Genomic DNA, 25,720 nt, shown 5'->3' on the forward strand with positions numbered 1-25,720 from the left:
ATCAGTCAACTAAATGGTGTTGTAGGTTCTATAAAAGATGGCTTTTGGGAAACCCCTCCTGTGCTGCAATTCAACTCCTTACCTTTCACACTACCACCTTGGATTGAGAATTACACCGAATTTTGTTATCTCTTTAAAATTCGTTGCAATACGTTACGCAATGACAATCCAGTTACCCTGGGCTATAGTAGTTGTCCGGATTCCCTAACTGATATTTGTCGAAATTTCTGCCAAAAACCCCTTGCTTTTTTGGATGATATATAGTAGAAGTCTAGCCAATCCTGTTGAAAGCAGTTCCCCTCGTCGGCGTTGTGGGTTCTACAATCTCGATCGCCTCCCCTATCAGGAAGCTTGGACCTGGCAGCAGTCTTTGGTGGCCGCCAGACGGTCAAATCCAGATTTAGAGGATGTCTTCATTTTGCTGGAACATCCTCCGGTTTATACCTTGGGAAAAGGGGCGAGTTTAGAATTTCTCAAGTTTGACCCCACCTGTAGCGATGTGGAACTGCATCGGGTGGAGCGTGGGGGTGAGGTGACTTATCATTGTCCAGGTCAAATCGTAGGTTACCCGATTTTGAATCTGAGATATTACCAGACGGACTTGCACTGGTATTTGCGGCAGCTAGAAGGGGTGATTCTTCAGGTACTCGCTGAGTATGGCTTAAAGGGCGATCGCATTCCGGGGTTGACCGGAGTTTGGCTAGAGGGGCGAAAAATAGCGGCGATCGGGATTAAAGTCAGTCGATGGATTACCATGCACGGTTTTGCACTCAATGTTTGCCCGGATTTGAAAGGGTTTGAGCAAATTGTCCCCTGTGGGATTGTCAACAAACCCGTGGGTAGCTTGGCGGAATTTGTAGAGGGGATTAACCCCGATCGCGTGCGTCAGCAACTCGCTACAGCGTTTGCCGATGCTTTTGCCGTTGAATTGTGTGAGTTAAAATTGCCACAACAGGCCGAGCAGATTTAAGAGCGATAGACACAGAACCAGGGCGATCGCTCTTTCTTGGGGTGCATCAACACAGAAAACTCAAAAGAGCATAAGCCAAAAGCGGCATTTATCCCTCTCGCCCGAGGCAGCTTCATTGCCAACGCCAGGTTACCCGGTGAGCGATCGCCTGTTACCCGGTAGGGGATGAGCGCGCCTTAAACATTAAAAAAGGATAAAGAATTGCCCAGCCGCTCAACTCAGCCTTCATTCATAGCGCCCATGACTGCCTGTATTTCTCTCCCCCTCTCTTAAGAAACTCTCCCATCAGCTTAATTGCACATCCGCGCACCTGATTCGGGGTAAGCGCGGGAATTTTAAATCCCTCCCCCAATTATGAGTTCATCTACCAACTCCAGGGATCCCTTTTTCACCCAACTCCTTGAATTTAGTAAAAAGGCAGCAGTCTCGACACCATCAAGAAGGTGGCGGCGTTTTTTCCCAAGCAAAATTGAACCCCTATCCGACCTAGAGATCGCCACCTCTGACTTTACCGCCAATTCCTGTGATTTTTCCTCCGGGGCAGCCGAACCCTTGTGTGCCCTCAAAGAACGAGATACTAAAGCCTTAGCCGAACTGTTCGAGGACGAAGAGATCGACGCCATCCAAGCCGATGTTCTTCTTTGTTTGAGCTTCCTCTCTCCCGCACCCTGTTGGGATGAGCAAGCCTTTGAGTTTTTAAAAGAATTCCTTTAACCCTCGGATTTTTTGCGTTATAATAGCATGATAAAGCATCAAATCAACCCCCAATCCAATTAGCAACCGGGGCGAGCAATTGACCATCGCCCCGGTTGCTAATTCATACATTTCCCACAGCCAAAAGCAATGTCCTCTCCCAAACCTTGTCCCCACTCCGAATAAGCGATTCCATTGAAGAGGCGGAAGGCCAATTCACCCTCAGACAGCAGGATAACGATGGGTAGCACTTCCTCCAGTTCACGACTACAATAACAAACAAGCCGAGGGATTTCCAAATCATAAACCCCTAAAGGAATAGCCCTTTTACCCTAAATAGGTTTAACTCAAAGGGAACAAACCCGGAGAAATTTAGACTCCTCCAGTGACTATTTACCGAGAAAATTGCTCTATTCTTTCTTTCCATCCCCCATCCCCGGTTACCCAACCCCCGTTACCTAACCCTTGTTGATCATCCTTCTTTTGATATGCCTTCCATAGCCCGAAAAAACCTATTTGAAGATCTCCCGCGCTTTCTGGTCGCCCAAGCAGGCATTATGTTTGCGGTGAGTTTGATTACCATCCAAACTGGAATTTTCAAAGGGGTGATGCGCTCAACCGCCTTACTGGTGGACTATTCTCCAGCGGATATATGGGTCACTTCCCAGGATATGGAAACCTTAGAAATGACCCTCCATATGCCCTACAAGCGATTGAAGGAAGCTCAAGAAGTGGAAGGGGTCGCCCAAGCGGAAGCGCTGATCGTCCAGGGGACCCTGTGGCGAGATTCAACCGGCCATATTAACCATGTCCGAGTGTTTGGATTTGACCCAGATGGGGAACTCTTCGTACCGGGACAGATTGTCAGAGGCAGCTTAAACGACCTCCACAAACCCTACACCATGTTTGTAGATGAAGCCAGCTTTGATACCCTCAAGGTCTCCTGGCTGGGGGACAAAGTGGAAGTGGGGGCATTTTCCGCCACGGTGATGGGATTCACCCATGACACTCAATCCATTGTGGCGAGTCCCTATATTTTTTCTTCCTTAGATAGTGCCAACGCCTTCACGACGACTCGTCCCAGTGAAGAGGCGGCTTCCGAGACGCCAGAGGATCCAAAACCCTTAACGGAGGATGATCCGATCACTTACATTTTGATCAAAGCTGAACCGGGACAAGATTTGCAGGAACTCAAAGACAGACTGAAAGAGGCATTGCCCTATACCCGCGCTTATAGCCAGGAAGAAATGGCCCAACTCAACCGCGTTTACTGGCAAGAACGCACGGGAATTGGCTTTGTGCTGAGTTTGGGGGCCGGAGTGGGGGTGATGGTCGGCATGGTGGTTGTCGGACAGATTCTGTACGCTTCCGTCTCGGATCACATCAAAGAATTTGGAACTCTGAAGGCGATGGGGGCCTCCCAAAGCGTGATTTATGGGGTGATTATTGAACAGGCGCTGTGGATGGCTGTGTTAGGATACCTGCCAGGAATGCTGCTGTGCTGGGGGATCCAATATTGGGCCCTGGCGGCCCAGGGATTGACCATCCTGATTTCACCGGGAACTGCTGTGGGGGTATTTGGGATTACGGTGGTGATGTGTGTATCTTCGGCAATTTTTGCCATTCAGAAAATTAACCGAGTCGATCCGGCGATTGTTTTTAAAGCCTAGGTTGCAATTATGGGGGGTATTGGGCATAATTACTCAAACCCATCGGGGGATGACGATTCTAAAAGTGGCACAGACAATCAGAATAGAGTGAGGACCGACTGCCAGAATGCGATCGGGCATCCTCTTAACTTCTAACTCCTGATTGTTTTGCTCTCACAGCCTACCGTATATAGCATATTCACTAAACATTGAGACCAATGACTGCTTCACTAAACTTTAATGAATCTATGGGAAATCTCTCCACTCAGGTGATTGCACCCTCGTTAGTCGCACCAACAGCGGCACCGACAACAATGGGTGCGATTAAAGCTAGAGGCGTCAAGATGGTCTTTGAGTCGGGTTCCGAGGAGTTTCATGCACTCAAAGGGGTTGATTTGGAAGTCCGTCCCGGAGATATCCAACTGTTGATGGGACCATCGGGTTCGGGCAAAACGACCTTGCTCTCAATTTTGGCTGGGATGCTAACCCCAACAGCGGGAACGGTTAAATTACTCGGGGAAGAAATTACTTGGATGTCCCGGGCTGAATTATCCCGGTTTCGCCGAGATAATATTGGCTTTATTTTTCAAGGTTTTAATTTATTTCCCGCACTCACGGCGGCGGAAAATGTGGAAGTAGCGCTGAATTTGAAAGGAATTCGGGGACGCCATGCTCACCTAGAGGCGCAGCATCTTTTGGAACAGGTGGGATTAGGAGAGAAAGTTCATCAGTTACCTCGGGATTTATCTGGTGGACAAAAACAACGGGTGGCGATCGCCCGCGCTTTGGCGGGTCATCCTCAGTTGATTATGGCGGATGAACCCACGGCAGCGTTAGATTCTCATAGTGGTCATGCGGTGATCGAACTCCTGCGCCGATTGGCAAAAGAAGGGGGTAGCACTGTATTAATGGTGACTCACGATCCGCGCATTCTGGATGTGGCCGATCGCATTCTCTATCTTGAAGATGGGGAATTACAAAAGCCCAGTGCAGCCTAACTTTAGTTGATATAGAGTGCCTCTCAATCCGATGTCTCTATAGAAAAATTTAGAATTCCACAAAGGGAGCATTTCGCTCCCTTTGCTTTTGCCTAATTTTAGCCCAGATTCACCAAATTTTGGAGAAATTATTACCCCCCCAATAGATTAAAAAACCCAACCCGACTACCCAAACAGGAATCAGGGCGAGCAAAGTCTGTTGAGAGAACCATTTATTCCAGAAGTTACCCTGTATGCTCTGTGTTGAAACGGTGGGTTCGGGCCCGACTTGAATCTGAGTTTCGCTGCCTGAAAATCCGACTTGAATGCCTGCTCTAGTATTTTCTTTGGGACTATCGGGGACAAGTGCGAGAGTGTCAAGTTTTTGAATCTCTAAATCCGTTGCCGTTTCTCCCATTAAAAAATCATTTTGTGATATTTGGAGTGATTGCCTTGCCATTTGAATCTGACCCGCGATCGCAGTAGACTGGTAAGCGGGGGTAGCGGTAGCCCTTTGTGTGGGTTGGCTGCGGTAAAATCGCACATCTTCAACATTCAGATTACCCGGTATCCATTGAGGCGATGGTTGGGGAACGATCGCCGCGATCGCCGCTTGCTCTCTCAAAGTTAAGGTTAGCGCTTTTTCCTCGGGAATCCAGGTAAATTCTAAGGGAGTATCGCGGTTGAGGCGGCTACTTGGCGACTGTAGTTCTGTAATTTGATATCCTCGTAAACTCACTCGCAACGGCTGATTGCCGAAGTCAAGTTCTAGCACATTGGGACGAATTGCGGGTTGTAAGACAAGTTGGAGACGACGGCGATCGTAACGGAACTGTTCGACTAAGGTATGTTGTCTTAACCACAAGCGTTTGAGGGTCAGTTCACTTGGGCGATCGCCTTCAACGGGTGCGATTTCCCATTCACTCTCGGCAGTGGGTAGATCAACTGTGAGGCGGGATAGCCGATTCAATCGCGGATCATTGGCACTCTCAAACCGCCCGGTTAAAGTGAAGCTTTGTTTCCCGGCGATCGCCATCTGACGCAACCCGCTTATCTCTTCAAATAACACAAAACTTTGGGGCGATTCTCCATATCTAAAACTAAGTTCTTCTACTAAAATCCTGCCTTCAAATGGATGGGGAAAAGGGATGAATGTTACCAAGGGCAGGACGGCTAAGCAGAGGGCAATGAACGCGATCGCCCGATACCTATCTTGCGGCAGTCTGCCTTGTTGCTTCCGAGGCGGATTCTCTGGGGGAATTGGCTGTAGCCTGGGTTGAGAAATGCCCGACTTGCCTCTGGAATTTCCCAAGGGTGGAACAGTTCGGGTCACTGTTGGCAAATGGGTAATATACCAGGCAATCAATTCAATCAGATGGATCAACAACCAGAAGCCTTGAAAAGCGAATTGCCAAATCCCAAGCAGTAGCCATTTGAAGGGGAAGAGTAAAATAATGAAATCTCTTTGGGCGATCGCTTCCTTGACTTGTAGGAGCAGTCGCTGTATCCACATCCGGAGTTCTAAAAAGGCCCACACCAACAATTCAATAAGCTGAATCCCCAGCCAAAACAGGTTAACCAGCAGGTTCCAGATTCCCACCAGAACCCACCGCCCCAATTCCTGCACCCCCTTAAAAATTAGTCGAACGCTTGGTTTCACAAATGGTTCAAGGCTATGATTGGTTTAAGACAAGAGCATCATACCATTTTAGATTTTTTAAAAGGGCTGGAGGCGATCGGCTGGGGTTTGTCAAGTCCAAGGACACTTTAGGGGAACTGCACCGCATAAAATCTTCAATCCCTGTCAGCACAAAGCACTGCCTTGTCCTGACGCTTCCGTACAAAGTCCAGTCGCGAAGGACTAAAGTCCAATGCCTTAGCGCTCTTGCTGATCCCTGATAGCATAAAGTCTCGCGATGACACAGGCTAGAACTGCGTTGGGAACCGCAATCCAGGCATATTGAGGATTCAGGAACTAGAACATCCAGTTCGCAATGCTGGTTCAGAAGGACCAAGGAGAGATTTTTGGATGGGGGTTTATATTGCGCACACTCTGCCCGAGAAACCCACGGAAACTTACCCTCCCTCCCTCTGTAGCTACAGGGGAGGGAAAGGGTTCGGTGTCTCAGACGGAGGATTGGGAAGTTAAGTCTTAACTGGGCAACGCTTGTTTTAGAAAAATCTATGCCAATAGATAGAGGTTATTTTTTATTTTTTCCTCTGGTTTTCCTCACTAGAGGAGGATTGATAAATTTTTCTTTTGATTCACAAGTATTTTGGATGAGTTATATCATCTTAGTTGATGGCGATCGCTGTAGTTTTTTCTGGAGAAACTGGGTAAGCTGATGTATAGAGAGTTTCTCACGCGCTTAACTCTCTAGAAGGACATTTTATCCAAAGGAATGCAGGTGTTTATTAGCTAATGTAAGAGTTGCAGCCCGCCGGGAGAGATGACGGGTTCTACCGTTGAGACGGCGGCTCCCCAAAGAGGCTTGGTCTATAAAAATCAATCCGCGATCGCCTTGAGCTAGTTTTCTCTCTACCCCAGTGAGTGTTTTTGCTGATTGCCAGCCTTGTATTATTGTTGTAACATAGAAATAGGGGATTGCCCCTAACGAAGGAACATCACCCCGTAGAGAGATAGAGAGGCTCTTGGAGTGAACCCTACACCTTCAAACCTAGTCTAAAAGGAAAGGAGACTCCTACAGTCCCAGCGGGATGAATTTGCCCAGAAGCTCGACCTAAAGTTTGTCAAAAATTTATACCCTTGCCTACTCCCGCAGCAGGATTCAGGTCAAGAAAGGGAGGTGGTAAACTCAGGCTACTAAGTAGCAAACTCTCTCATTCAGTGGGGGAAACCCCCCTGTAACCCGGTTTTAATAGTACGGGCATTGCCCTGTTTAAGGTGCTGTCAAAGGCAAGTGAAATAGTGCATGATCTGTAAACAGAGGAGAATATCGTGGAAGTAGATTGGCACAAAAGACCTAAAACTAGAAACGCGATCCTAGGGGGTTTAACGGTTAAAGCCTATCCCCTAGTTTCTAAGTTGAAATCTAAAATCTTTCTTCTTTCACACCCCTTACATGGGATCGCTCAAATCCTCGTTGACCCGGGAAACGGGAATATTAAGGAAACTTTAACGTGACCAGGACTGACTCTAATCCCAATAACCCTTTACTCAATTGTAGATCTGACATAAGATAGAAGAAGTCAAAATCATAACGACTTTGAGTTGACTAGGAGTCACCCCCGGTCTGGTGCAGTGGATAAGCCCCCCCGAACAGGCATCTGTAAGGCGCTGAACCAAATCGCGAGGCGGATGTAACTTAGTCAGTGAGACCAAACCGCGAAATGCTACCCGTTGAGTGGGGCGAGTGCTTGCTACGCATAAGAATGTATTTCGTTTGGAGAACTGCAAAATGCCCACAATCAAATCTCGGCCAACCACTGTTAAGCAAACTTATATGGGTGCAAGACAAAGCGATTCGACTGATACCATTCGTTCGTATTTACATGAAATTGGTCGTGTGCCGCTGCTCACCCACGAGCAAGAAATTGTCTTTGGGAAGCAAGTGCAGCAAATGATGGCGTTTTTAGAAGCCAAAGAAGCGCTAGAGAAGAAGCTCAAACGCGAAGCTACGGAAGAAGAATGGGCCGAGGCGGTTGGACAAAGCGTCGCAGAGCTCAAGAACTCGGTCAAAATCGGTCGTCGCTCCAAGCAAAAGATGATTGAAGCGAACCTGCGCCTGGTAGTGGCGATCGCCAAGAAATACCAGAAGCGTAACCTAGAATTCTTGGACTTAATCCAAGAAGGAACCCTCGGATTAGAGCGCGGTGTAGAGAAATTCGACCCGATGCGGGGATATAAATTCTCCACTTACGCCTACTGGTGGATCCGTCAGGCGATCACCCGGGCGATCGCCCAGCAAGCGCGGACCATCCGTCTGCCGATTCACATCACCGAGAAACTCAACAAAATCAAGAAAGTGCAACGGGAACTCACCCAAAACTTAGGGCGGAGTCCTTCTCCTTCCGAGATTGGTGAAGCACTAGAGTTAGAACCGGCACAGATTCGGGAATATCTCTTAATGGCACGTCAGCCTGTTTCCCTGGATCTGCGAGTGGGAGATAACCAAGACACCGAACTGCAAGACCTCCTAGAGGATGCAGAAGCTTCTCCGGAAAATTACATCACCCAAGAATTGCTGCGGGAAGACTTAGAGAGCCTTTTGGCCGAGCTAACCACTCAGCAGCGCGATGTGATTATTTTACGATTTGGGCTGAAAGATGGGCGGGAATTGTCCCTTGCCAAAGTGGGTGAAAAGCTCAATCTGAGTCGCGAACGAGTACGCCAGCTAGAACATCAAGCGCTCGCGCACCTACGGCGCAGACGAGCGAATGTCCAAGAGTATTTAGCCAGCTAACCTATGGCTAATAGCAATGGGCTATTGGCGTTGAAGATGCGGAAGGGGATCGATTGAAGGTCCCCTTCTGTGTTTTTTTAGGGGAGTTGGGGGAGATGGGGAGGATGGGGAGGATGGGGAGGATGGGGGAGATAGGGGGGATGGGGGGGATCTTATACGGAATGCGGTTGGCAAAGGTCTATAAAAACCCACACCCTCAAGGGTGGGTCTATACGGACAAAGCCCAAGAAGCGCGGGCTAAAAGCGAAAACCGACTTTTAACAACCGGATTTGGTATTACAAGGGGAGGTTTTTTACGTTCAGGGTGATTTACCTTAGATTAATGGCACTTCCGGTCCCCTCCCCTGTGTCTTGGTCCGGGTTAGGGTGGGGTCCGCTCCCCTTAGAAGGTGACGCGATCGCGCAAGCGTTCTGATAGAGTGGGACCGATTCCGGAGACCCGTTGCAAATCCTCCACGGACGTAAACGGTTGCTGCTGCCTGGTGGCAATAATCCGAGCAGCTAAACCGGGACCAATACCGGGTAACTCTTCTAACTCCTGCTGAGTGGCTCGATTCACATTGATGCGGGCTGTTACAGGTAAGGCGGGAACAGGAGTCGGGGAAGCACATTGCTGAGTCTGCTGTTGGATTTGGGCCTGAATGGAAGTCGGTAACCCTAAATGAGCCGTGCTATAAAGTCGTTCAAACTCCCGCCTAAAATGGGCCGCCACGATGGGCGAGTCAATGACCAATAGGGTCTCATCATTGCGAGAATTAGCGGCGGCGGACCAGTTATGAGACCCGGTGATCACGATGCGATCGTCCAAGAGGGCAAATTTATGATGCAGGCGATCGCCCGGAGGTAATTGCGGAACACCTACCGTATCCAGGGGTGTAGTCCAAGGTTGGTTGCCCTGATGATACTGACAATTTTGATTGGGTAAAGCCACCCCCATCATGTCCAACCCTTCGCTATAACTGCGATAGGCAAAACTGGATTCAATGAGAGCACGGACCCGCACCCCCGCGCGATGACGGGCGTAAAGCGTATCGCTCAACTGCTGTTTTGAGAAGACAAACAGGGCCAGGTCCACGGATTGAGTGGCGCGATTTAACGTAGTGGCGATCGCTCCATTGACACTCTGGTCCCAAGGAACTCGCGCCCCCGTCGGGGCAAATTGCACCCCCACCGAAGTAGCCCCCAAATTAACTGACTGCTTCGGGCGAAAGGGTTTTTGCACTCCAAAGAGACTATCCGACTTACCGCCGGGGCCATCCCCCCACATTAAGTTAAACTCTTGTTGAAATAAACTGGCCAATTCCGGACTCTTAATTTTGAGTAAATTATTGGGATTACCGCGACTGGTGGCAGAGAGAAAATCTCCGTAGATATCACTGGTGGTAAAATTAGCCGAAGTGACGAGCACCGTGCGACCATCGGCGATCGCAAACTTGTGGTGCATCAACCCGCTGCCTTTGGAACCATCTGCGGTATCGTCAATTTTCGGCACTCCGGCATTTTTTAAAACGATTAAAGCGTCCCCCTGGGCGATTTCCTCGGGACTGAGGGAATCATCTTGGTTGCGATCGATCAGGTGACGCCACTCCTCATACCTCGCTTTGCTGCGTTCATCCAGACGGGCGACTTGCTGCGTTGTCAGCTCACTGAGGGGTTGGTTATAGGTATTTTCCAAAATCACCCGCACCCTAACACCCGCCTGATGCTTAAGCGCAAGGGCCTGGGCAATGTTGGGCAACTGCAACTCCTGAACTGCCACATCCACCGTGGATGTCGCGCCATTGATGGTATCCACAATCAACTGTTCCAAATCATCCCCCGGTCGAGTGATGCCTCGGTAAGGCTCTGGGTACTCCAAGACCGGATTGTGGTTCAAATAAACTTCTACAAAGGGATCTTGGGGTAGGGGAGGGAGTGGATGCAGTTTGGGTTGAATTTCTTCTTTGCAACTGCTGGCGAGCAGGCCCCAGGTCACTACAAGCAGAGGCCGAATAAGAGCTAAGAATTTAGGGAGTTGTGGAGTTGTTCGTAGGATCAGCAGTAGCAGCATAAGACCCGACAAAGGAGATGGGGGAGAGTTGGGGGGATAGGGGAGAGTTGGGGGAGATGGGGCTCAGTTGGGGGAACCGAGATAGAAGGGTTTAGGAAAAAAGTGTCCCAGGAGAGTAGGGAGTAGTAACGCATGGTAGAATTGCGATCTGTTAAAAAAGATTTGTCCATCGTCTTCGCCCTCCTTGTCCGGCATCATAGCATTGAGGATTGGTTATTCTGCCCTTTCGAGGGGAGGAGCCATGTCAACAAATTTTTAAGGGTTCAATTCAGCCGTTGAACCGGCAGTAATTTGGTTGACTTAAGGGATGTCTGGTGATGGCATGGAAAGATGGCCGAAATTAGGTTTCGGCTCGGGGATTAGGGTAACATCAGATCGATTGCTGACTGAGAAAGTTCGTGCAACGGGAAACAGTTGGCATGGACTAGAGGCTATTGGTTGAGGATAAGCTCTCATCACGAGTTGAAGTTGGAGGTTTGGGCCAGACAAACCAACACCAGTGTTTTATGCCGAGAAGAAAAAAAATCTTTCCATGCGGTCACAAGGGTTATGGTCAAGTTTGTCACCGTTGCGCCCACGATCAGGAGGTTCAGGAGCAAGCGGTACGTTCGCTGGCGGAAAAACGACAGCAAAAAATGGAATGGGAAGCCACTTTTGACAATGACCCTATCGATTTGAGAGAGTTACCCGATTACGTGGTTCATAAGGCCCGAAATATTATTGAGGGACTCAACGAACGGCGGAATTATCGCGAGTTTGGCGGAAAGCGTCTCCGTCACAATCGCTGCATTATCAGTATCCCAGTTACCCGAAACTATCGGATGATCTGCCGAGAGGAGGGGAATGTCACGATTCCCGAATCGGTATTGTCACATGAAGATTACAATGTGTGCAAGCCGGGGAGTTGAGGGTGCTGAGGGAATGGAGCGTGAATTTTCGATCGCACTGATGAAAAGATTGGTAAACTGCTTAGGTGGCGATCGCCAGTCTCCCGGGGTTATAGAGTCAGGCTCTTAGACCGATGGAGAGGCGAGCGCTCCCCCACCCCCAGTCGCTGCTGGATCAAGGCTCACGAGCGATTAGCCCTGTAGCAGCTTATCCTCAAGCTGAGTAACTCATGCAAATCTATTTAGATTACAGTGCAACTACACCGACTCGACGCGAGGCGATCGCCGTCATGCAAGAGGCCCTCACCCAGAATTGGGGCAATCCTTCGAGCATCCATGAATGGGGGCAAAGAGCGGCAACGGTGGTAGAAAAGGCTCGAATGCAGGTCTGCAATCTCATCAATGCACCGGCGGATTCGCTCATTTTTACCGCTGGGGGAACGGAAGCGGACAACCTGGCAATCCTCGGAGTGACTCGTCAGTATCAGACGCCACAACATCTGATTATTTCCGAGGTGGAACATTCTGCCGTCAGCAAAACGGCAGAGTTGCTAGAGCAGTGGGGATGGCGGGTGACGCGGTTGCCAGTCGATCGCTTAGGAAGGGTGAATCCCGAGGACCTGAAATCTGCCCTGCGATCGAATACGGTTTTAGTGTCGCTGATTTATGGACAGAGTGAAGTGGGAACGGTGCAACCGATTCAAGAATTGGGGGCGATCGCTCGCGCGGCAGGGGTGTTGTTTCATGTGGATGGGGTGCAGGTTGTCGGGCGATTGCCGGTGAATGTGCAAGAATTGCCGGTGGATCTGCTTTCCCTATCCAGTCATAAAATTTATGGCCCTCAAGGGGCGGGGGCGCTTTATGTCCGGGAAGGGTTGGAACTGGTTCCTTTGCTGACGGGAGGGGGACAAGAATCCAATCGGCGATCGGGGACTCAGGCGGTACCTGCGATCGCGGGATTTGGGGTGGCAGCAGAATTAGCGAGTGAAGAAATGCCAACGGAGACGCCGAGATTAATTCAATTGCGCGATCGCCTCTTCGACTTATTAGCGGATACCCCGGAACTGATCCCCACCGGCGATCGGTTGCACCGCTTACCGCACCATGTCAGTTTCTGTCTGCGGGAGGATGCTCATAGCCGAGGGAGTCACCCCATCTCCGGCAGGGCGATCGTCCGTCAAATGAACCTCGCCGGAATCGCCATCAGTTCCGGATCCGCCTGTAGTAGCGGCAAACTCAACCCCAGTCCCGTCCTCTTAGCAATGGGATACAGTCCCACCGAAGCCACCGCTGCTGTACGCCTCACCCTAGGACGACACACCACCGCCGCAGATATCGACTGGACAGCAATGGTCCTCAAGCAAGTTTTAGCCCGACTGATGCCCGAATTAGCCTTAGCTAGACTTTAATTCCATTGGCTCATTTTTTTGAATTTCCCTTTTTAAACTACCCAATTCTTGACTTGGCTTATGTCTTTTTTAGTCCAACAAAAGCCCACTTCATACCTGCATATTAAAGGGGATATACCCGTAGACCTTCCTAATGGCAGTTTTATCTCTATTACTAGAAAAACCCCGCTGAAAATTTACTCCCTGGGTTTTCAGCCTGCTAAATCAATTCCAGAAATTCCTCGGTGGTTTTTGCAAAAATACGGAACTAACCAGCCATTTATCGTATTAGAACCCTTTGCGGGATCCGGCACGACCCTGATTGAAAGCATCCGACAGCAAGCCTCCGTTTACTGGCTAGATTATCATCCCTTAAGCCGCTTAATTTGTCGCGTTAAAACCACCCAATTTTCACCAGGAGACTTACTCGAAAACACATCTAAAATTATCCAGTCTGCTTATCTTCACAAAAATGCCCCAAAAACCGTTAAATTTGCCAATAAAGATTTTTGGTTTCAAGCTGCTGTGCAAGATGGACTAGAAATTTTAAAATATTACATCAGTCAATCTTCTGAAAAGAATCAACCATTGCTATGGGTAGCATTTGCCTCTACAGTTAGAAAAACTTCAAATATGAATGATGGAATGCTGTTAGCTGCAAGGCGTGCTAACTTCAAAAAAATTCCCGAACGGTCACGGGAGGATGTATTTGAGTATTTTCAGGGTTATGTGGAGCGAGCAATCGAAGCCGTGCAGGAGTGGCAAGCTATCAACCCCGATTTGGAAAAATCTCAAGAATTACCTAGTCAAGATGCGCGAGATTTGGCTGGAAATTGGACTTGTGATGGAATCATTACCTCTCCGCCTTACATCAATGCGATCGATTATGTTTGGGCTGCAAAATTTGAACTCCACTGGCTGGAAATGGTTAGGGACGATAAAGCTCGGTTAGAATTGTATTCTCAAGAAATTGGGACGGAAAGAATACCAAGAGACCAATATAAAAAACTGGGTAAAACAGGCAATTCTCTATTGGATAGTCTTATTGAAGACATATATACTGGTAAAAAATATAAAGCAAGCAAGGGGCAAAATGAGCTGAGGGCCAGAGTGGTCTATCAATATTTTGTCGATATGAAAACCCATTTTTTGCAGAGTAACTCTCACTTAAAGCCGGGAGGATATTATTGTTTTTCCATTGGAGACATCAGTAAAATATGTGGCGTAGAAATCCCGGTTGCCTTGATTTTAAAACAAATGGCTGAATCCACCGGATTACGAAAGATATTTCATTTTAATTTACTCTTAAAAAATCGCCAATTAAATCTCCCTCGAAATGTTGATTGGGCTGGAACCATTAAACATGATCAGGTCATCATTTTGAAAAAATCTTTTTAATGAATCAAAATCCCCTAGACCAAACCTTAGAAAATATCCTCCAAAGGTACAGCCTATCCTTTTCCCTCAAAGTCTTTAGTGAAGAATCTGCAACAGAAGATGATTTGATGAGAGTCTTTGGGCTGACTCAACTCATTAAAGCGGAAAACAAACAATACTGGGGAAGAGAGTTGGGAATGTGTTGGCAACGAGTTATCACAGAAGTATGCCGAGAAAATTGTGAAGATTTTCGGACACCTATTCGACAAGGCAAAGATGAACTTTGCGATTTGATAATTGGACTCGATGCCATAGACACTAAATACCGAATTGGTTCGGGAGACGCGGGAACTTTAAAAAAATTTAGAGAGTATGCCGGAAAATTGCAAGGGTTAGGATTAACCCCCATCTTGCTCATCTTGCGGACAGACAATTTGCCTCAAGCTATTAATGCTTGTCGAATGGGAGGTTGGACTGTGATGGAAGGAAGTCATGCTTATGAGTACATCAGAAATAAAACTGGCTTCGATTTAGAATCCTGGTTACAAGATAGAAGAAATCGTTATTCTATAGCATCCTAAGTAAGAGAGATTAAACACCGGGGTTATACAGGAATTTTTGCAGTAAGTGTATCCTCATCCACCAGACATCAGCTTGCTGGGAGCTGAGAATACACCCGTTTTTTTATTTACTCTGTCGCCAGTTTCTATTCATAATGTCCCCCAGTGACTTTGCCTCGAAAGACCACATATTGATAGAGATTGTAGAACAACATCACCGGAATCAGCGCCCCAATCATTATAATCATAATTACTAAGGAACTCGGGTCCGCTGCGGCTTCATAAATGGTGATTTGCGAGGGAATGATATAGGGAAACACAACGAGGGCCAAGCCTAAAAATGTCAGTAAAAAAAGCAAAATAGTCCAAACTAAGGGCATTCTTTCCTGTTTACGATCCAAGCTTTTCAGCAATAGCCAAATTAGCAGCACACCGAGTAAAGGAATCAGGGCAAACACATAAACTTGGGGTCGTTCAAATAACCGAGACCGGGCTTGTTCATAAAAGATGGGCGTGACAATGGTAATTAAAATTGCGCCAATTAAAGTTGTTATGGAGGCAAGTCGGGCGGTTTTATAGTGGGTTTCCTGGACTTCTCCGGTAGTTTTCCAAATCAGATAAGTTGAACCAATTAAGACATAGCCTTGAATTAAAGTTAAGGCCACTAGAATGGATTGCCAACTCAACCAATCCCAAGTGCTGCCAATAAAATGGCCCTTGCTATCGACCTCAATGCCTTTAAGGACAGCACCCAAGGCAAATCCTTGACCGAGGGCGGCAAGAAAACTCCCGCCACCAAAGGCCAAATTCCACAAAATTTTTCGGGTAGATTGCTCTCGAAACTCAAAAGCAACCGCCCGAAAAATGAACCCAAATAGCATTACGAAAATGGGAATATAAAGGGCGTTGAGAATGGTAGCATAAGCTAAGGGAAATCCCCCAAATAAACCTCCCCCCATCAAAACCAGCCAAGTTTCATTGGCATCCCAAATATTGCTCAAACTGGTGATTAAAATATCTCGTCTATCTTCAGATGAAGCAGTCAGAGATAAAATTCCCACCCCTAAATCAAACCCGTCTAACATGACGTAAAGAAACAGGAACAGGGCTAAGACTCCAAACCAAACTTGGGGTAAAAAATAACTGAGTGTCTCCACGATCGCTCCTATTGTTTTGCTTCTACGGGTCGTTCATCGGGGAGAAATTCTCCCGGTTGAGTTTCTAGGGCCGGTTGCGGTTCCAATCCAGGAATGGGTAAGTCAAACCGGGGCCCGCGCCGAATAATCCGGCTGCCAAAATAGAGGACACAGAAGAATAAAATGCTGTAGACGATCGCAAAGGCAGTTAATGAGGTTAAAACATTACTTGCCGGGAGATTAGAAGCTGAATCAACGGTGCGGATTTGCCCATATAAGGTCCAGGGTTGCCGCCCCACACAGCGCACAATCCACCCGGATTCAATAGCAATATATCCCAAGGGTGCGGCAAAAATCCAGCTTCCCATTAACCACCGTTGCTGGCTAATATTTTCGGGAGAAAGTTTCCCGCGCATCCATTGGAGGGTAGAAATTAGCATTAAACCAGCTAAAAAGAACCCAATCGCAATCATAGTCCGAAAGGCATAGTAGATTAAACCGACTAAATGAGGTCGGTCCTCCGGTTGCCATTCTTTGAGTCCTTTAACCGGAAGGGTGAGTTCTTTTTTAAATTCCAGAATGTATCCCAAGGCATTAGGAACTGTAATTTCCCAATCATTTTTTTGGGCTTTTTCATTAGGGAATGCTACTAAACTCCAATCTCCCCCTTGTCCAGCCGGAATAGTTTCCCATTGCGCTTCCATTGCGGCTAATTTGGCTGGTTGATAGTGATAGACTTGTTCACCGCTTAAATGGCCGATATAAAGTTGTAATGGTGCCACGGCGATCGCCGCTGCCACCACAATTTTAAACGACTTGCTAAAAAATTCAGGGTGGCGATTTTTAAGAATGTACCAGGCGCTAATTCCTCCAATCACAAATAACGAGGTTTCCAGGGTGGCAAAAAACATATGAAGCACGCTATTCACCATAAAGGGATTCGTAATGGCTTCAAAATAATCCCGCACTACAAATTTCCCATCTATTAACTCTCCCCCCGCCGGAGTTTGCATCCAGGAGTTAGCTGTTAAGATCCAAAATGTGGATAAATTCGACCCGACTGCCACTAAAATAGTAGACAAATAGTGAATCACTGAATTTACCCGTTCCCAACCAAACACCATAATTCCTAAAAAAGCCGCTTCTAGCATAAACGCCCAGGAGGCTTCAAAGCCAATGACACTGCCAAAAAAATTGCCCACGGCTTCAGAAAACGGTGCCCAATTGGTTCCAAACTGAAATTCCATCGGAATCCCTGTGGCTACTCCAATTCCAAAATTTAGAATAAATAATTTGGACCAAAATCGGGCATGGTAATAGTAGTCTTTATTGCGCGTTTTCAGCCAGATTCCCTCGACAATCACCAGATAAATTGACATCCCCGTAGTCAGAACCGGCCACAGCATATGAAAAATAGCGGTCAGCGCAAATTGCATCCGCGATAACACTAGGGTATCGGAAAGAAAATCCACAATTTCACCTCCTTTAGAGTGTTATCAAAGGTTAACAAATTTTTGAAAAATAAACAGTTATCTACACAACGGTTTTAGGTGATTTGAGGGGCCAGAATATAACTTATAAGCAAGGGGTAAACCTCCCCACCTCAAGTAAGTCTCCCTGTGATTAGACAACCTGGAACGTGAGGGGTTACCCGTTGAGCTTAGAAATTGCCCTAGTGTAACGATGTGCTTAGTCAAATAGCCCTTGGTAAAATCTCCTGGAATATATCCGTAATTTTTATTTTTTAAATTTGGAATTAGCCTTAATTTTAGAGCGTTGCTCTGCCACATAAAGTAAGGTTTTTTGGGCCTCTGAGGCCGGGGTTTGCTCGGGGATATCTGTAATATGCCACCAGGCATAAATGAGTCCGGCTGCCACGCCTCCGACCACCCCAAATAAAATACTCAAAGTGGTGGAATAGCCTAAAACCCCAAACGCTACCATAAAAAATATCCACATTTTAACACCAAAAGAAATTCCTTTTTCTTTTGGTGATTTGGGAGGTATTTTGGCTGTGGCTGTCCCTTGTTTGTCTTGCAAGTTTGCCATAGAATTGCTCCGAATCGGGGAGAGGTGAAAAATGGGCGAAATTAGAGATTGATTTGGGTGATAAGGGGCTTTAATTGGGCCTCGATATCGGCGGTGGTGTCTAGGGAAGTAAGGTAGGGAAGTTCCTGCTCACAAAAGGGTTCGGCAGCTTGTTGCTGGCTGTCGAGGAGCTCGGCTGTGGCATCGGCGATATCTCCTTGGCGCTGATTGAGCCGATCGCGCAAGACGGCGATCGGGGCGGTACAATGCAGAATCAGCACAGGCAATCCAGAGTCTGTAGCAGCAGCGATCGCCGGTTGGCGCAACTCTTGGCGGTCATATTTGGCATCCAAAATCACCGTCCGTCCCTCACTTGCTACCATTATCCCTAATTCTAACAATCGCCCATAAGTCTGGGCGGTCATTTCTGGGCTGTATATCTCCTCACTCCCTTTCGACTGCAAGGGAATCCCCGCTAAATGCTTTCGGACTGCATCAGAGCGGATGTGAATCGCCCCAGTCGTCCGGGCTAATTGGCGGGCGATCGTACTTTTTCCCGAACCGGATAAACCAGACATTAAAATCAATCGCCCTTGCTTCGGTTGTGTGTACCGCCATGCTAATTGATAATAATCGGCGGCAGTTCGCCATGCTCCTTCCTTCTCATCCTCCGCAATGTTGGCATCGTCTAACATCAACGAGGTCACTTTAGCGCGCACATAAGCCTGCCGACTTAAGTATAATCCTAGCACTTGCAACCCTTGCCAGTCGCAGGTTTGTTCCAAATAAGTATTTAAAAACCCGTTGGCGAGGTCCTGCCGTCCCCTGGCTTCCATATCCATGACGACAAAGCCAATATCATACATAACATCTACAAACCGAAAAGCTTCGTTAAATTCAATGCGATCAAATAGCAAAATCTGCTCATCCCACCGGGCAATATTTTTTAAATGTAAATCCCCGTGGCATTCGCGAATTTTATCGGTTTGCATTCGCTTCTCAAACTGAGCGGAGCGTTCAGCAAAAAACCTGTCGCTGTAGGCTTTGGTTTCTTCAAATTGCTGGCGGGTTTGAGGTCCATCAATATAGGGTTGAGATTGCTGGTAATTATTATCGATCGCCTCCCGGATTTTAGCCACTTCTCCAAAACTTTTAATATAATCACTCGTCGGCGTTTGCCGATGGAACTCAGCTACCACTTTGCCTAATTGTTCCATCTGCTGCTGGGTGAGGTGACCCTGCTCAAATTGATGAATTAATAAAGCTTCTTGCGGAAACTGCCGCATTTTTAACGCATATTCGACGGGTTCCCCCTCCCCCTTCAGTTCCAAGCCACTGTCTGTTTTAGTCACTGCCACGACTTCCAGATACATCTGGGGGGCAATCTGTCGGTTTAAGCGCAACTCTTCGCAGCAAAAATGATGGCGTTTTTCTAAGGTGGAGTAATCTAAAAAACCAAAATTAACCGCTTTTTTGACCTTATAAACATAGTCTCCAGTCAGCAGCAAAAATGAGGCGTGGGTTTGCATCAAGATGACAGGTTGTTGCACCGGATGGGGATAAAAGTCACCCTGCATCATCTGGGCGATCGCCTGGGGAAGTCTCACCTGACTCATGTTGTCCTCCATTGTGATCAATTCCGCTCAGGGAAAGCGGAAGGATAAATGAATTGTCACCCTTCATCCTTCCTGCTTCTCCTATTATTCTTCTATTAGCGATCGCGTCTCTTCTTTCGATAACCGAGGGCCGTAGGTGGTGACAATTCGCGCCGCTGCTTTAGCCGCTAATTGTCCTGCTTCTGCATCACTCATTCCATGAGTAATCCCATACAAAAAGGCTCCGGCATACATATCTCCCGCGCCCACTGTATCGATCGCCTGCACAGAAATCGCCGGAATTTCGATGATTTTTTCTCCATCAAAAATTATCGAACCTTTAGCACCCAGGGTAATCGCAAAGCGTTTGGAAAGGGTTTTTAAATGGGCGACGGCCCCATCAATAGTATCCGTTTCAGCCATTCCGAAGGCTTCGCTTTCGTTGGCAAAAATAAAATCAATTCCGGGTCCAATCATCTCCAATAAACCCGATTTAAAGAATTTCACCATATTGATATCTGAGAGAGACAGGGCAGTTTTCACTCCGGATTGACTGGCGATTTCTCGGGCTTTAATAGCAGCAGTTTGTGCCGTGGGGGAACTGACCAAATAGCCTTCGATGTAGAGATATTCCGAGGCAGCAATCGCGTCGGGAACCAGTTCCGTGGTTCCCAAATTGCCGGTAATTCCTAAATAAGTATTCATGGTGCGATCGGCATCAGGGGTGACGAACACCAGACATTTTCCCGTTACCCCTTCCGGTCGAGGTTGGTGTTGTAAGTTAGTCTCTACCCCGTTGCGCAGAAGGTCTTCCAGATAAAATGTGCCGGTTTCATCATCGGCAACCTTACAGGAATAAAATCCTTTACCCCCGAATTGACTCACAGCGATAATCGTATTAGCGGCAGAACCCCCACAACTTTTTTTACAAGGGCGATCGCTGAATTGTTCAAGAAGGGAATGATGCCGATCTTCCTCGATTAAGGTCATCACTCCTTTATCGATTTGCGTCTGGACCATGAGTTCGGGGGATATTTCATATTCCATATCCACCAAGGCATTGCCGATGCCATAAACGTGATAATTGCTCATGAAGTTGTTAGTTTTTACGACGATACGGGAAAATAAATTTTGCCTTAAACCCTACGATACAAAGCAAAAAGGAAAAAGGCAACAGGGAGTAACCTGCCTGCCTTTTTCCTTCTATAAAATCAGAGGTTGGATTGTCGGACCCCAGAGAAACGATGCGATCGCCCCTGGTATCCCTGCCGCCAGGGATAAAACCGCTGCCTTTAGCAAGGGGTTCGTAGTCTCAGGGACCGGCAGAGGAACACAAACTAGAAGCGAACTATGCAGTGGCTGCTTCCTCAGCACCCTCTCCGCTGCCCGATTTCTCGCTATTTCTGGACTGGAGAATGGCCAAAACCGTGCGATCGCCCTCAACGTGAGCCGTTACTCCTTCCGATAAGGGGAGATCATGGACTTGTAAGGAATCCCCAAGTTTGAGGTGGGCAATGTTAATTTCAATAGAATCAGGGATATTGTCCCGAGTACATTGGATCGGGAGTTCCGTCATCATGATATCTAAGACGCCCCCTTCCTGGGTGACCCCATGAGGTTCTCCCACAAAATGCAGGGGAACCACCAAATCCAAACTCGTACCTGCCGACACCGCAAAAAAGCTGATGTGATAAACAGAGGTTGATTTCCAAGGATGAGTCTGAACTTCTCTGAGGATGGTTTGGCCCTTCCAGGAAAGATCGGGGATATTGAGATCCACCAAGGTATTGTTCACTGAGGCTTCTTTAAGCAATTTTTCAGCAACTTTGGCGGGAATAGTCAGGCTAATGGATTCGCTGCCTTGATGACCATACAGGGACGCCGGAATCAATCCTTCCCGTCGCAGGGCTTTGGGTTTGCTTCCTTCGTGGCGTTTTTGGCATTCAACGATGACTGTCATGTTAGGTGTTACTCGTTAGGGGTTAGCGATTTAATGATGGATCGGACGTTGTTCACGGTTTAACCAGAGGGTCCGGGAAAAACGCTGCAATCTCCTATTCTATCAACAGCGGGGACAGATATTCAAGCCCGCTGGAGATATTGATAGGTTTCATTTTCCACACAGCGGCGTAATTCATGCAGTTTTTTCAGGGGATAGGTCAGTTTTTGATAGTCCTCTTTGGACGGAGCATCTCCCAGGTTTTCAATGATTTTTTCACTTTCTAGGATAATCGCATCCCGCAGAAAATACTTGAGAAGCTGGCGATTTTCTGGATCGAGTTTAATCAACAGCAGTTCTTCTTTCTCTTCTTCTATTTTAACCACTGTCTGGTGAGATTTGCCTATTCTGGAAAAGTTCGTATGAGCCAACCACTCAAAAAAGTCTTCTTTCATCTCTACCGTATGCGGTTCTTGCCCTTCTGCGTAAAAGCTCATATCTAACATTACCTTTCCTCCTGAGATGTAGATTCCATAAATTCTGTTTCTGGAATATTTTCCGCCCAAGCTATCTGCGCTTTATCCAATAATTGTTTGGCATTCGGTGAAATAGTTCCGGTTGTCAAAACTGGGATTACAGTTCTTTTATTAATAAATTTTTGGGCTTTTCCTGGATAAATAGTTTGTTTGGTCTTGATTTCGATGTAAGGCATCGCTCTATCCATTAAATTGTCTGTTAATCCGCCGAATTATCTCTTGAACGCGGGGAGCCTGCTCTGGATTAATCAGCAAAATATCGCCATTTCGGTCGTTTCCTGTTGTTTTTTGACAGGGAATATTTTCTTTTTCTAATTGTTGGATCACCCAAGTAATGAAATTTTTGTGAAGGGTTAATTTATGAATCATCCTATCTTCATCAGTATCCCATCCTTGATTGGCCATTTTTAGGATTTACCTTTTAAATTAAAAAAATATTACCCATCACAGAACAGCTAAAGACCGGAACCCAATTTTCCTCCGGTGAAATGTTGGTCTTGAACCCCAAGGAATTAGAATCCTGAGAATTGCCCTTAACAGAAAAAGGGGGACAGCCCCCCTTTTTCTGTATTTTAAATCGTCAGGATTGAGGATGTCAAACCTGAGCTTAGACCGGGATGCCGTTGGCATCCAAAAGACCGCGTTTGGGACCGTGGATGGGGTCTTCAACGATGATGGTTTGGTCACGACTGGCCCCAATGGAGACCACGGCGATCGGGGCTGCCATCAATTCGGCTAAATATTTGAGGTAGTCTAGGGCTTGCTTGGGTAAGTCTTCTAAGGTGCGGCAGTTAATGGTGGATTGCTGCCAACCGGGAAGGGTTTCATAAATGGGTTTACACCGAGCAAACTGACGGGAACTGCTGGGGAAATTATCGCAGCGAGTGCCATCAATTTCGTAGGCAACGCAGACTTTAATTTCGTCGAGTTCGTCTAAAACATCGAGTTTGGTAATGGCGAGACAGTCGATGCCGTTAATGCGGACTGCATAGCGACCGATGACGGCATCAAACCAGCCACAGCGGCGTTTTCGGCCTGTTGTGGTTCCGAATTCTGCACCGCGATCGCACAAAACATCTCCGATTCCCTCGGTCATTTCCGTGGGAAAAGGCCCTTCACCCACCCGGGTTGTGTAAGCTTTCGCCACCCCAATCACGCGATCGATCATCGTCGGGCCGACTCCAGCACCCACACAGGCCCCACCCGCCACCGGGTTGGACGAAGTGACATAAGGATAAGTCCCATGATCAAGGTCCAGTAGTGTCCCTTGCGCTCCTTCAAATAAAATATTGCGCCGTTCTTGAACTGCGTCATAAATTTTCAGGGAGGCATCCACCACATGAGGACGCAGGCGTTGAGCGTATTGCTCGTACTCGTCGATCACTTCCTCCGGATCCAGAGGGGGCAGATCGTACAATTTTTCCAAAATTACGTTTTTATAATTAATCGTCCAATTGAGTTGCTTGCGTAGCCCCTCCGGATCGATTAAATCTAAGACCCGAATGCCAATCCGTTCGGATTTATCGGCATAAGTCGGGCCAATTCCGCGCCCGGTTGTCCCGATTTTGTGGTTTCCCCGACGTTCCTCCGATGCCTGATCGATGAGGCGATGGTACGGCATCGTGACATGAGCCGTCTGGGAAATCATTAGGTTCTGGGTAGAAATATTGAGCGCTTCGAGGCGATCGAGTTCTTCAATTAAAGTTTTTGGATCGATTACTGTTCCCGAACCAATGATACATTCGGTTTCTGGATAAAGGATACCAGAGGGAATCAGGTGCAGTTTGAAGGTTTGGTCCTTGACTACTACCGTGTGACCGGCGTTGACCCCCCCTTGGTAACGGACTACAACATCTGCCGATTTGCTTAACAGATCGGTAACTTTGCCTTTTCCTTCATCGCCCCACTGGGCACCGATTACAACGACGTTAGCCAAGGGTCTTTTTTGCTAAAGTTTACACAATCGACAATTATCGCCATATCCCGTCCCACTTGTCAAATTAATTTTTGTTAAATTTTCCGTTTCCTAAAAACCACACTAAAATATAACGTAATGGGCTTGACTCGGAGTGCATCTTTTCGATAGTCTAGATCTAATTAGCTCTCCGAACTCATTGACCCCTCACCCATCCACAAGAGGAGAAGCTGCTGTGGCTTTATATGCTGAACTGCACCGACATCTAGGAGGTTCGGTGGTGCCTCGGGTTCTGTGGCGATATTTTCAGCGCCACGATCGCAAACTGGCGCTTCGCTTTCCGGAATATCCGCTGTTTGAAGAGTTTTACACCAAACCCCGGGATACCCTAGATGAGTATTTAGAACTTCACACCCTGGTTGAAAATGTTCAAAGCGTTGAAACCCTCCCCTATTTTATCTATCGCTTGATTCGCGGGGCCTATATTTTTGAGAATTTGGCCTATTTAGAACTGCGTTATACCCCATACCTGCGGACTCCCCATGATTTGAGTCAATCTCAGCGAATCGATCGCATGGCAGAGATTGTAGAAGTTGTCGGCAAGGCGTCCCAGTTATCGGAATATCCCATCGTCACCAGCCAAATTCTCTGTATGCATTCGCGACTGCCTTATGAGGTGAATCGGGCGATCGTGGACTTGGCGAGTCAGATGCCTCAGTATGTCTGTGCGATCGATGTAGCGGGAGGGGACAATCATTATGGCGATCGCCTCGATGAATTTGTCCAACTCTACGCTTATGCCCGTAGTCTGGGTATAAATACCACCGGCCACCTCTACGAAACCCCCGACGGATGCCATCCGGAATTACTCCCCTACTTAATGCGAATCGGACATGGGATTCAAATTCCCTTAAAACATCCGGAATTATTACCGGAAGTCGCCCGTCGCGGACAATGTTTAGAAGTCTGTCCCACCACTTATTTTAAAACCGGAACCCTCCAGGATATCCAAGACCTAAAAATTGTATTTGACCGCTGCTTTGATGCCGGGGTTGATATTGCCATTTGTACGGATAATGCCGGATTACATGATATGCGCTTACCCTTTGAGTACGAAAGTCTATTAACTCAGGATATTATTGATTTTCGCCAGATGCAAGCCTGTCAGGAAGCCGCATTTCGTCACGCCTTTGCATGGCCTTATCAACAACCCCCAGCCGAAATGTTAACGGATTTGTTGAAACCGGAATCTATGCCGGTCATGCCCGGGGTTTAGGGTAAATTATCATCCAGAATCCCCCTAAATTGAGGGTGTAATCCTCATCAATCAGGCCCCGACAGGGGCTTTTTTGTGGGGAAATGAGTAGATTTACAGGGTTGGGTGCTTTGCCTAATCTGGAGCAAAAACCCGCACCCTAAAGGGTGGGGCTATACAGACAAAGCCCGCCTGCGCGGGCTAATCGATTAAAATGACTTTTCAGACCCGGATAATGCTCTATCTTGACAAAGGAGCGATCGCCCTCTTATCATTAAAAATAGGAGACTTATCCAAAAATCCCGTCAAATTTCTCCTTGATCATCACCAAATTTGACACC

Annotated in this window: 22 protein-coding genes; 10 read left to right on the forward strand and 12 right to left on the reverse strand. The window is 47.4% G+C overall.

Features of this window, described 5'->3' with window-relative positions; all coding sequences use genetic code 11:
• The first annotated feature begins 253 nt into the window (after nucleotides 1-253).
• The 4 genes from lipB (at nucleotide 254) to NG792_RS12895 (ending at nucleotide 4,310) form a co-directional block, all read left to right on the forward strand.
• Nucleotides 254-970 (forward strand): lipoyl(octanoyl) transferase LipB, encoded by a 717-nt coding sequence (lipB, locus tag NG792_RS12880; protein ID WP_261235668.1) that lies wholly within the window; start codon nucleotides 254-256, stop codon nucleotides 968-970.
• Nucleotides 971-1,324: 354 nt separating this feature from the next.
• A complete protein-coding gene (locus NG792_RS12885) occupies nucleotides 1,325-1,684 on the forward strand; it encodes a hypothetical protein (RefSeq protein WP_261197095.1) in 360 nt (119 codons plus the stop codon).
• Between the two features lie 467 nt (nucleotides 1,685-2,151).
• Nucleotides 2,152-3,333 (forward strand): FtsX-like permease family protein, encoded by a 1,182-nt coding sequence (locus NG792_RS12890; RefSeq protein ID WP_261197093.1) that lies wholly within the window; start codon nucleotides 2,152-2,154, stop codon nucleotides 3,331-3,333.
• 293 nt (nucleotides 3,334-3,626) lie between these two features.
• Nucleotides 3,627-4,310 carry an ABC transporter ATP-binding protein gene (locus NG792_RS12895; RefSeq protein WP_261197286.1) on the forward strand — a complete coding sequence of 228 codons (684 nt, stop codon included), beginning with the start codon at nucleotides 3,627-3,629 and terminating at the stop codon, nucleotides 4,308-4,310.
• 109 nt (nucleotides 4,311-4,419) lie between these two features.
• On the opposite strand, the gene NG792_RS12900 is transcribed toward NG792_RS12895, so the two are convergent.
• Nucleotides 4,420-5,949, reverse strand: coding sequence for a hypothetical protein (locus NG792_RS12900; RefSeq protein WP_261197092.1), 1,530 nt, complete (start codon nucleotides 5,947-5,949; stop codon nucleotides 4,420-4,422).
• 1,759 nt (nucleotides 5,950-7,708) lie between these two features.
• Here NG792_RS12900 and NG792_RS12905 point away from each other — a divergent pair.
• Nucleotides 7,709-8,713 carry an RNA polymerase sigma factor, RpoD/SigA family gene (locus NG792_RS12905; RefSeq protein WP_261197090.1) on the forward strand — a complete coding sequence of 335 codons (1,005 nt, stop codon included), beginning with the start codon at nucleotides 7,709-7,711 and terminating at the stop codon, nucleotides 8,711-8,713.
• Between the two features lie 382 nt (nucleotides 8,714-9,095).
• Here NG792_RS12905 and NG792_RS12910 read toward each other — a convergent pair whose 3' ends face one another.
• A complete protein-coding gene (locus NG792_RS12910) occupies nucleotides 9,096-10,763 on the reverse strand; it encodes a phospholipase D-like domain-containing protein (RefSeq protein WP_261197088.1) in 1,668 nt (555 codons plus the stop codon).
• 506 nt (nucleotides 10,764-11,269) lie between these two features.
• Here NG792_RS12910 and NG792_RS12915 point away from each other — a divergent pair.
• From NG792_RS12915 to NG792_RS12930, 4 genes are all read left to right on the forward strand, one after another.
• Entirely contained in the window at nucleotides 11,270-11,671 is a 402-nt protein-coding gene (locus NG792_RS12915; protein WP_261197086.1) for a DUF7682 family zinc-binding protein, read from the forward strand.
• A gap of 209 nt (nucleotides 11,672-11,880) precedes the next feature.
• Nucleotides 11,881-13,059 (forward strand): cysteine desulfurase family protein, encoded by a 1,179-nt coding sequence (locus tag NG792_RS12920; RefSeq protein WP_261197084.1) that lies wholly within the window; start codon nucleotides 11,881-11,883, stop codon nucleotides 13,057-13,059.
• A 60-nt stretch (nucleotides 13,060-13,119) separates the two neighbouring features.
• The gene (locus NG792_RS12925) at nucleotides 13,120-14,436 is read left to right on the forward strand and encodes a TRM11 family methyltransferase (protein ID WP_261197082.1); all 1,317 of its coding nucleotides are present in this window, start codon (nucleotides 13,120-13,122) and stop codon (nucleotides 14,434-14,436) included.
• Nucleotides 14,436-14,996: a hypothetical protein gene (locus tag NG792_RS12930; protein ID WP_261197081.1), complete on the forward strand. Its 561-nt coding sequence runs from the start codon at nucleotides 14,436-14,438 to the stop codon at nucleotides 14,994-14,996. The genes NG792_RS12925 and NG792_RS12930 overlap by 1 nt, the downstream gene beginning before the upstream one ends.
• A 125-nt stretch (nucleotides 14,997-15,121) precedes the next feature.
• Here NG792_RS12930 and cydB read toward each other — a convergent pair whose 3' ends face one another.
• The 10 genes from cydB to NG792_RS12980 all read right to left on the reverse strand — a co-directional run bounded on the left by cydB (nucleotide 15,122) and on the right by NG792_RS12980 (nucleotide 24,145).
• Entirely contained in the window at nucleotides 15,122-16,132 is a 1,011-nt protein-coding gene (gene cydB, locus NG792_RS12935; protein WP_261197079.1) for a cytochrome d ubiquinol oxidase subunit II, read from the reverse strand.
• A gap of 8 nt (nucleotides 16,133-16,140) precedes the next feature.
• Complete coding sequence (locus NG792_RS12940) at nucleotides 16,141-17,583, reverse strand: cytochrome ubiquinol oxidase subunit I (protein WP_261197077.1); 1,443 nt, start codon at nucleotides 17,581-17,583, stop codon at nucleotides 16,141-16,143.
• Nucleotides 17,584-17,848: 265 nt separating this feature from the next.
• Nucleotides 17,849-18,160 carry a hypothetical protein gene (locus NG792_RS12945; protein WP_261197075.1) on the reverse strand — a complete coding sequence of 104 codons (312 nt, stop codon included), beginning with the start codon at nucleotides 18,158-18,160 and terminating at the stop codon, nucleotides 17,849-17,851.
• 41 nt (nucleotides 18,161-18,201) lie between these two features.
• A complete protein-coding gene (locus NG792_RS12950; RefSeq protein WP_317619507.1) occupies nucleotides 18,202-19,767 on the reverse strand; it encodes a bifunctional aminoglycoside phosphotransferase/ATP-binding protein in 1,566 nt (521 codons plus the stop codon).
• 72 nt (nucleotides 19,768-19,839) lie between these two features.
• A complete protein-coding gene (locus tag NG792_RS12955) occupies nucleotides 19,840-20,826 on the reverse strand; it encodes an adenosine kinase (protein ID WP_261235669.1) in 987 nt (328 codons plus the stop codon).
• Between the two features lie 256 nt (nucleotides 20,827-21,082).
• Complete coding sequence (locus tag NG792_RS12960; RefSeq protein WP_261197071.1) at nucleotides 21,083-21,694, reverse strand: 50S ribosomal protein L25/general stress protein Ctc; 612 nt, start codon at nucleotides 21,692-21,694, stop codon at nucleotides 21,083-21,085.
• 122 nt (nucleotides 21,695-21,816) lie between these two features.
• Nucleotides 21,817-22,179, reverse strand: a complete 363-nt coding sequence (locus tag NG792_RS12965) for a hypothetical protein (protein WP_261197070.1) — start codon at nucleotides 22,177-22,179, stop codon at nucleotides 21,817-21,819.
• Nucleotides 22,179-22,385 (reverse strand): hypothetical protein, encoded by a 207-nt coding sequence (locus NG792_RS12970; RefSeq protein ID WP_261197069.1) that lies wholly within the window; start codon nucleotides 22,383-22,385, stop codon nucleotides 22,179-22,181. The genes NG792_RS12965 and NG792_RS12970 overlap by 1 nt, the downstream gene beginning before the upstream one ends.
• Nucleotides 22,386-22,389: 4 nt before the next feature.
• Nucleotides 22,390-22,614 carry a hypothetical protein gene (locus NG792_RS12975; RefSeq protein ID WP_261197068.1) on the reverse strand — a complete coding sequence of 75 codons (225 nt, stop codon included), beginning with the start codon at nucleotides 22,612-22,614 and terminating at the stop codon, nucleotides 22,390-22,392.
• A gap of 202 nt (nucleotides 22,615-22,816) precedes the next feature.
• Nucleotides 22,817-24,145, reverse strand: coding sequence for an adenylosuccinate synthase (locus tag NG792_RS12980; protein WP_261197067.1), 1,329 nt, complete (start codon nucleotides 24,143-24,145; stop codon nucleotides 22,817-22,819).
• Nucleotides 24,146-24,359: 214 nt separating this feature from the next.
• Here NG792_RS12980 and NG792_RS12985 point away from each other — a divergent pair, with 214 nt between their 5' ends.
• Nucleotides 24,360-25,400 (forward strand): adenosine deaminase, encoded by a 1,041-nt coding sequence (locus tag NG792_RS12985; protein ID WP_261235670.1) that lies wholly within the window; start codon nucleotides 24,360-24,362, stop codon nucleotides 25,398-25,400.
• Nucleotides 25,401-25,720 lie beyond the last annotated feature (320 nt).

It is taken from the genome of Laspinema olomoucense D3b (assembly GCF_025370785.1).
GTDB lineage: Bacteria > Cyanobacteriota > Cyanobacteriia > Cyanobacteriales > Laspinemataceae > Laspinema > Laspinema olomoucense.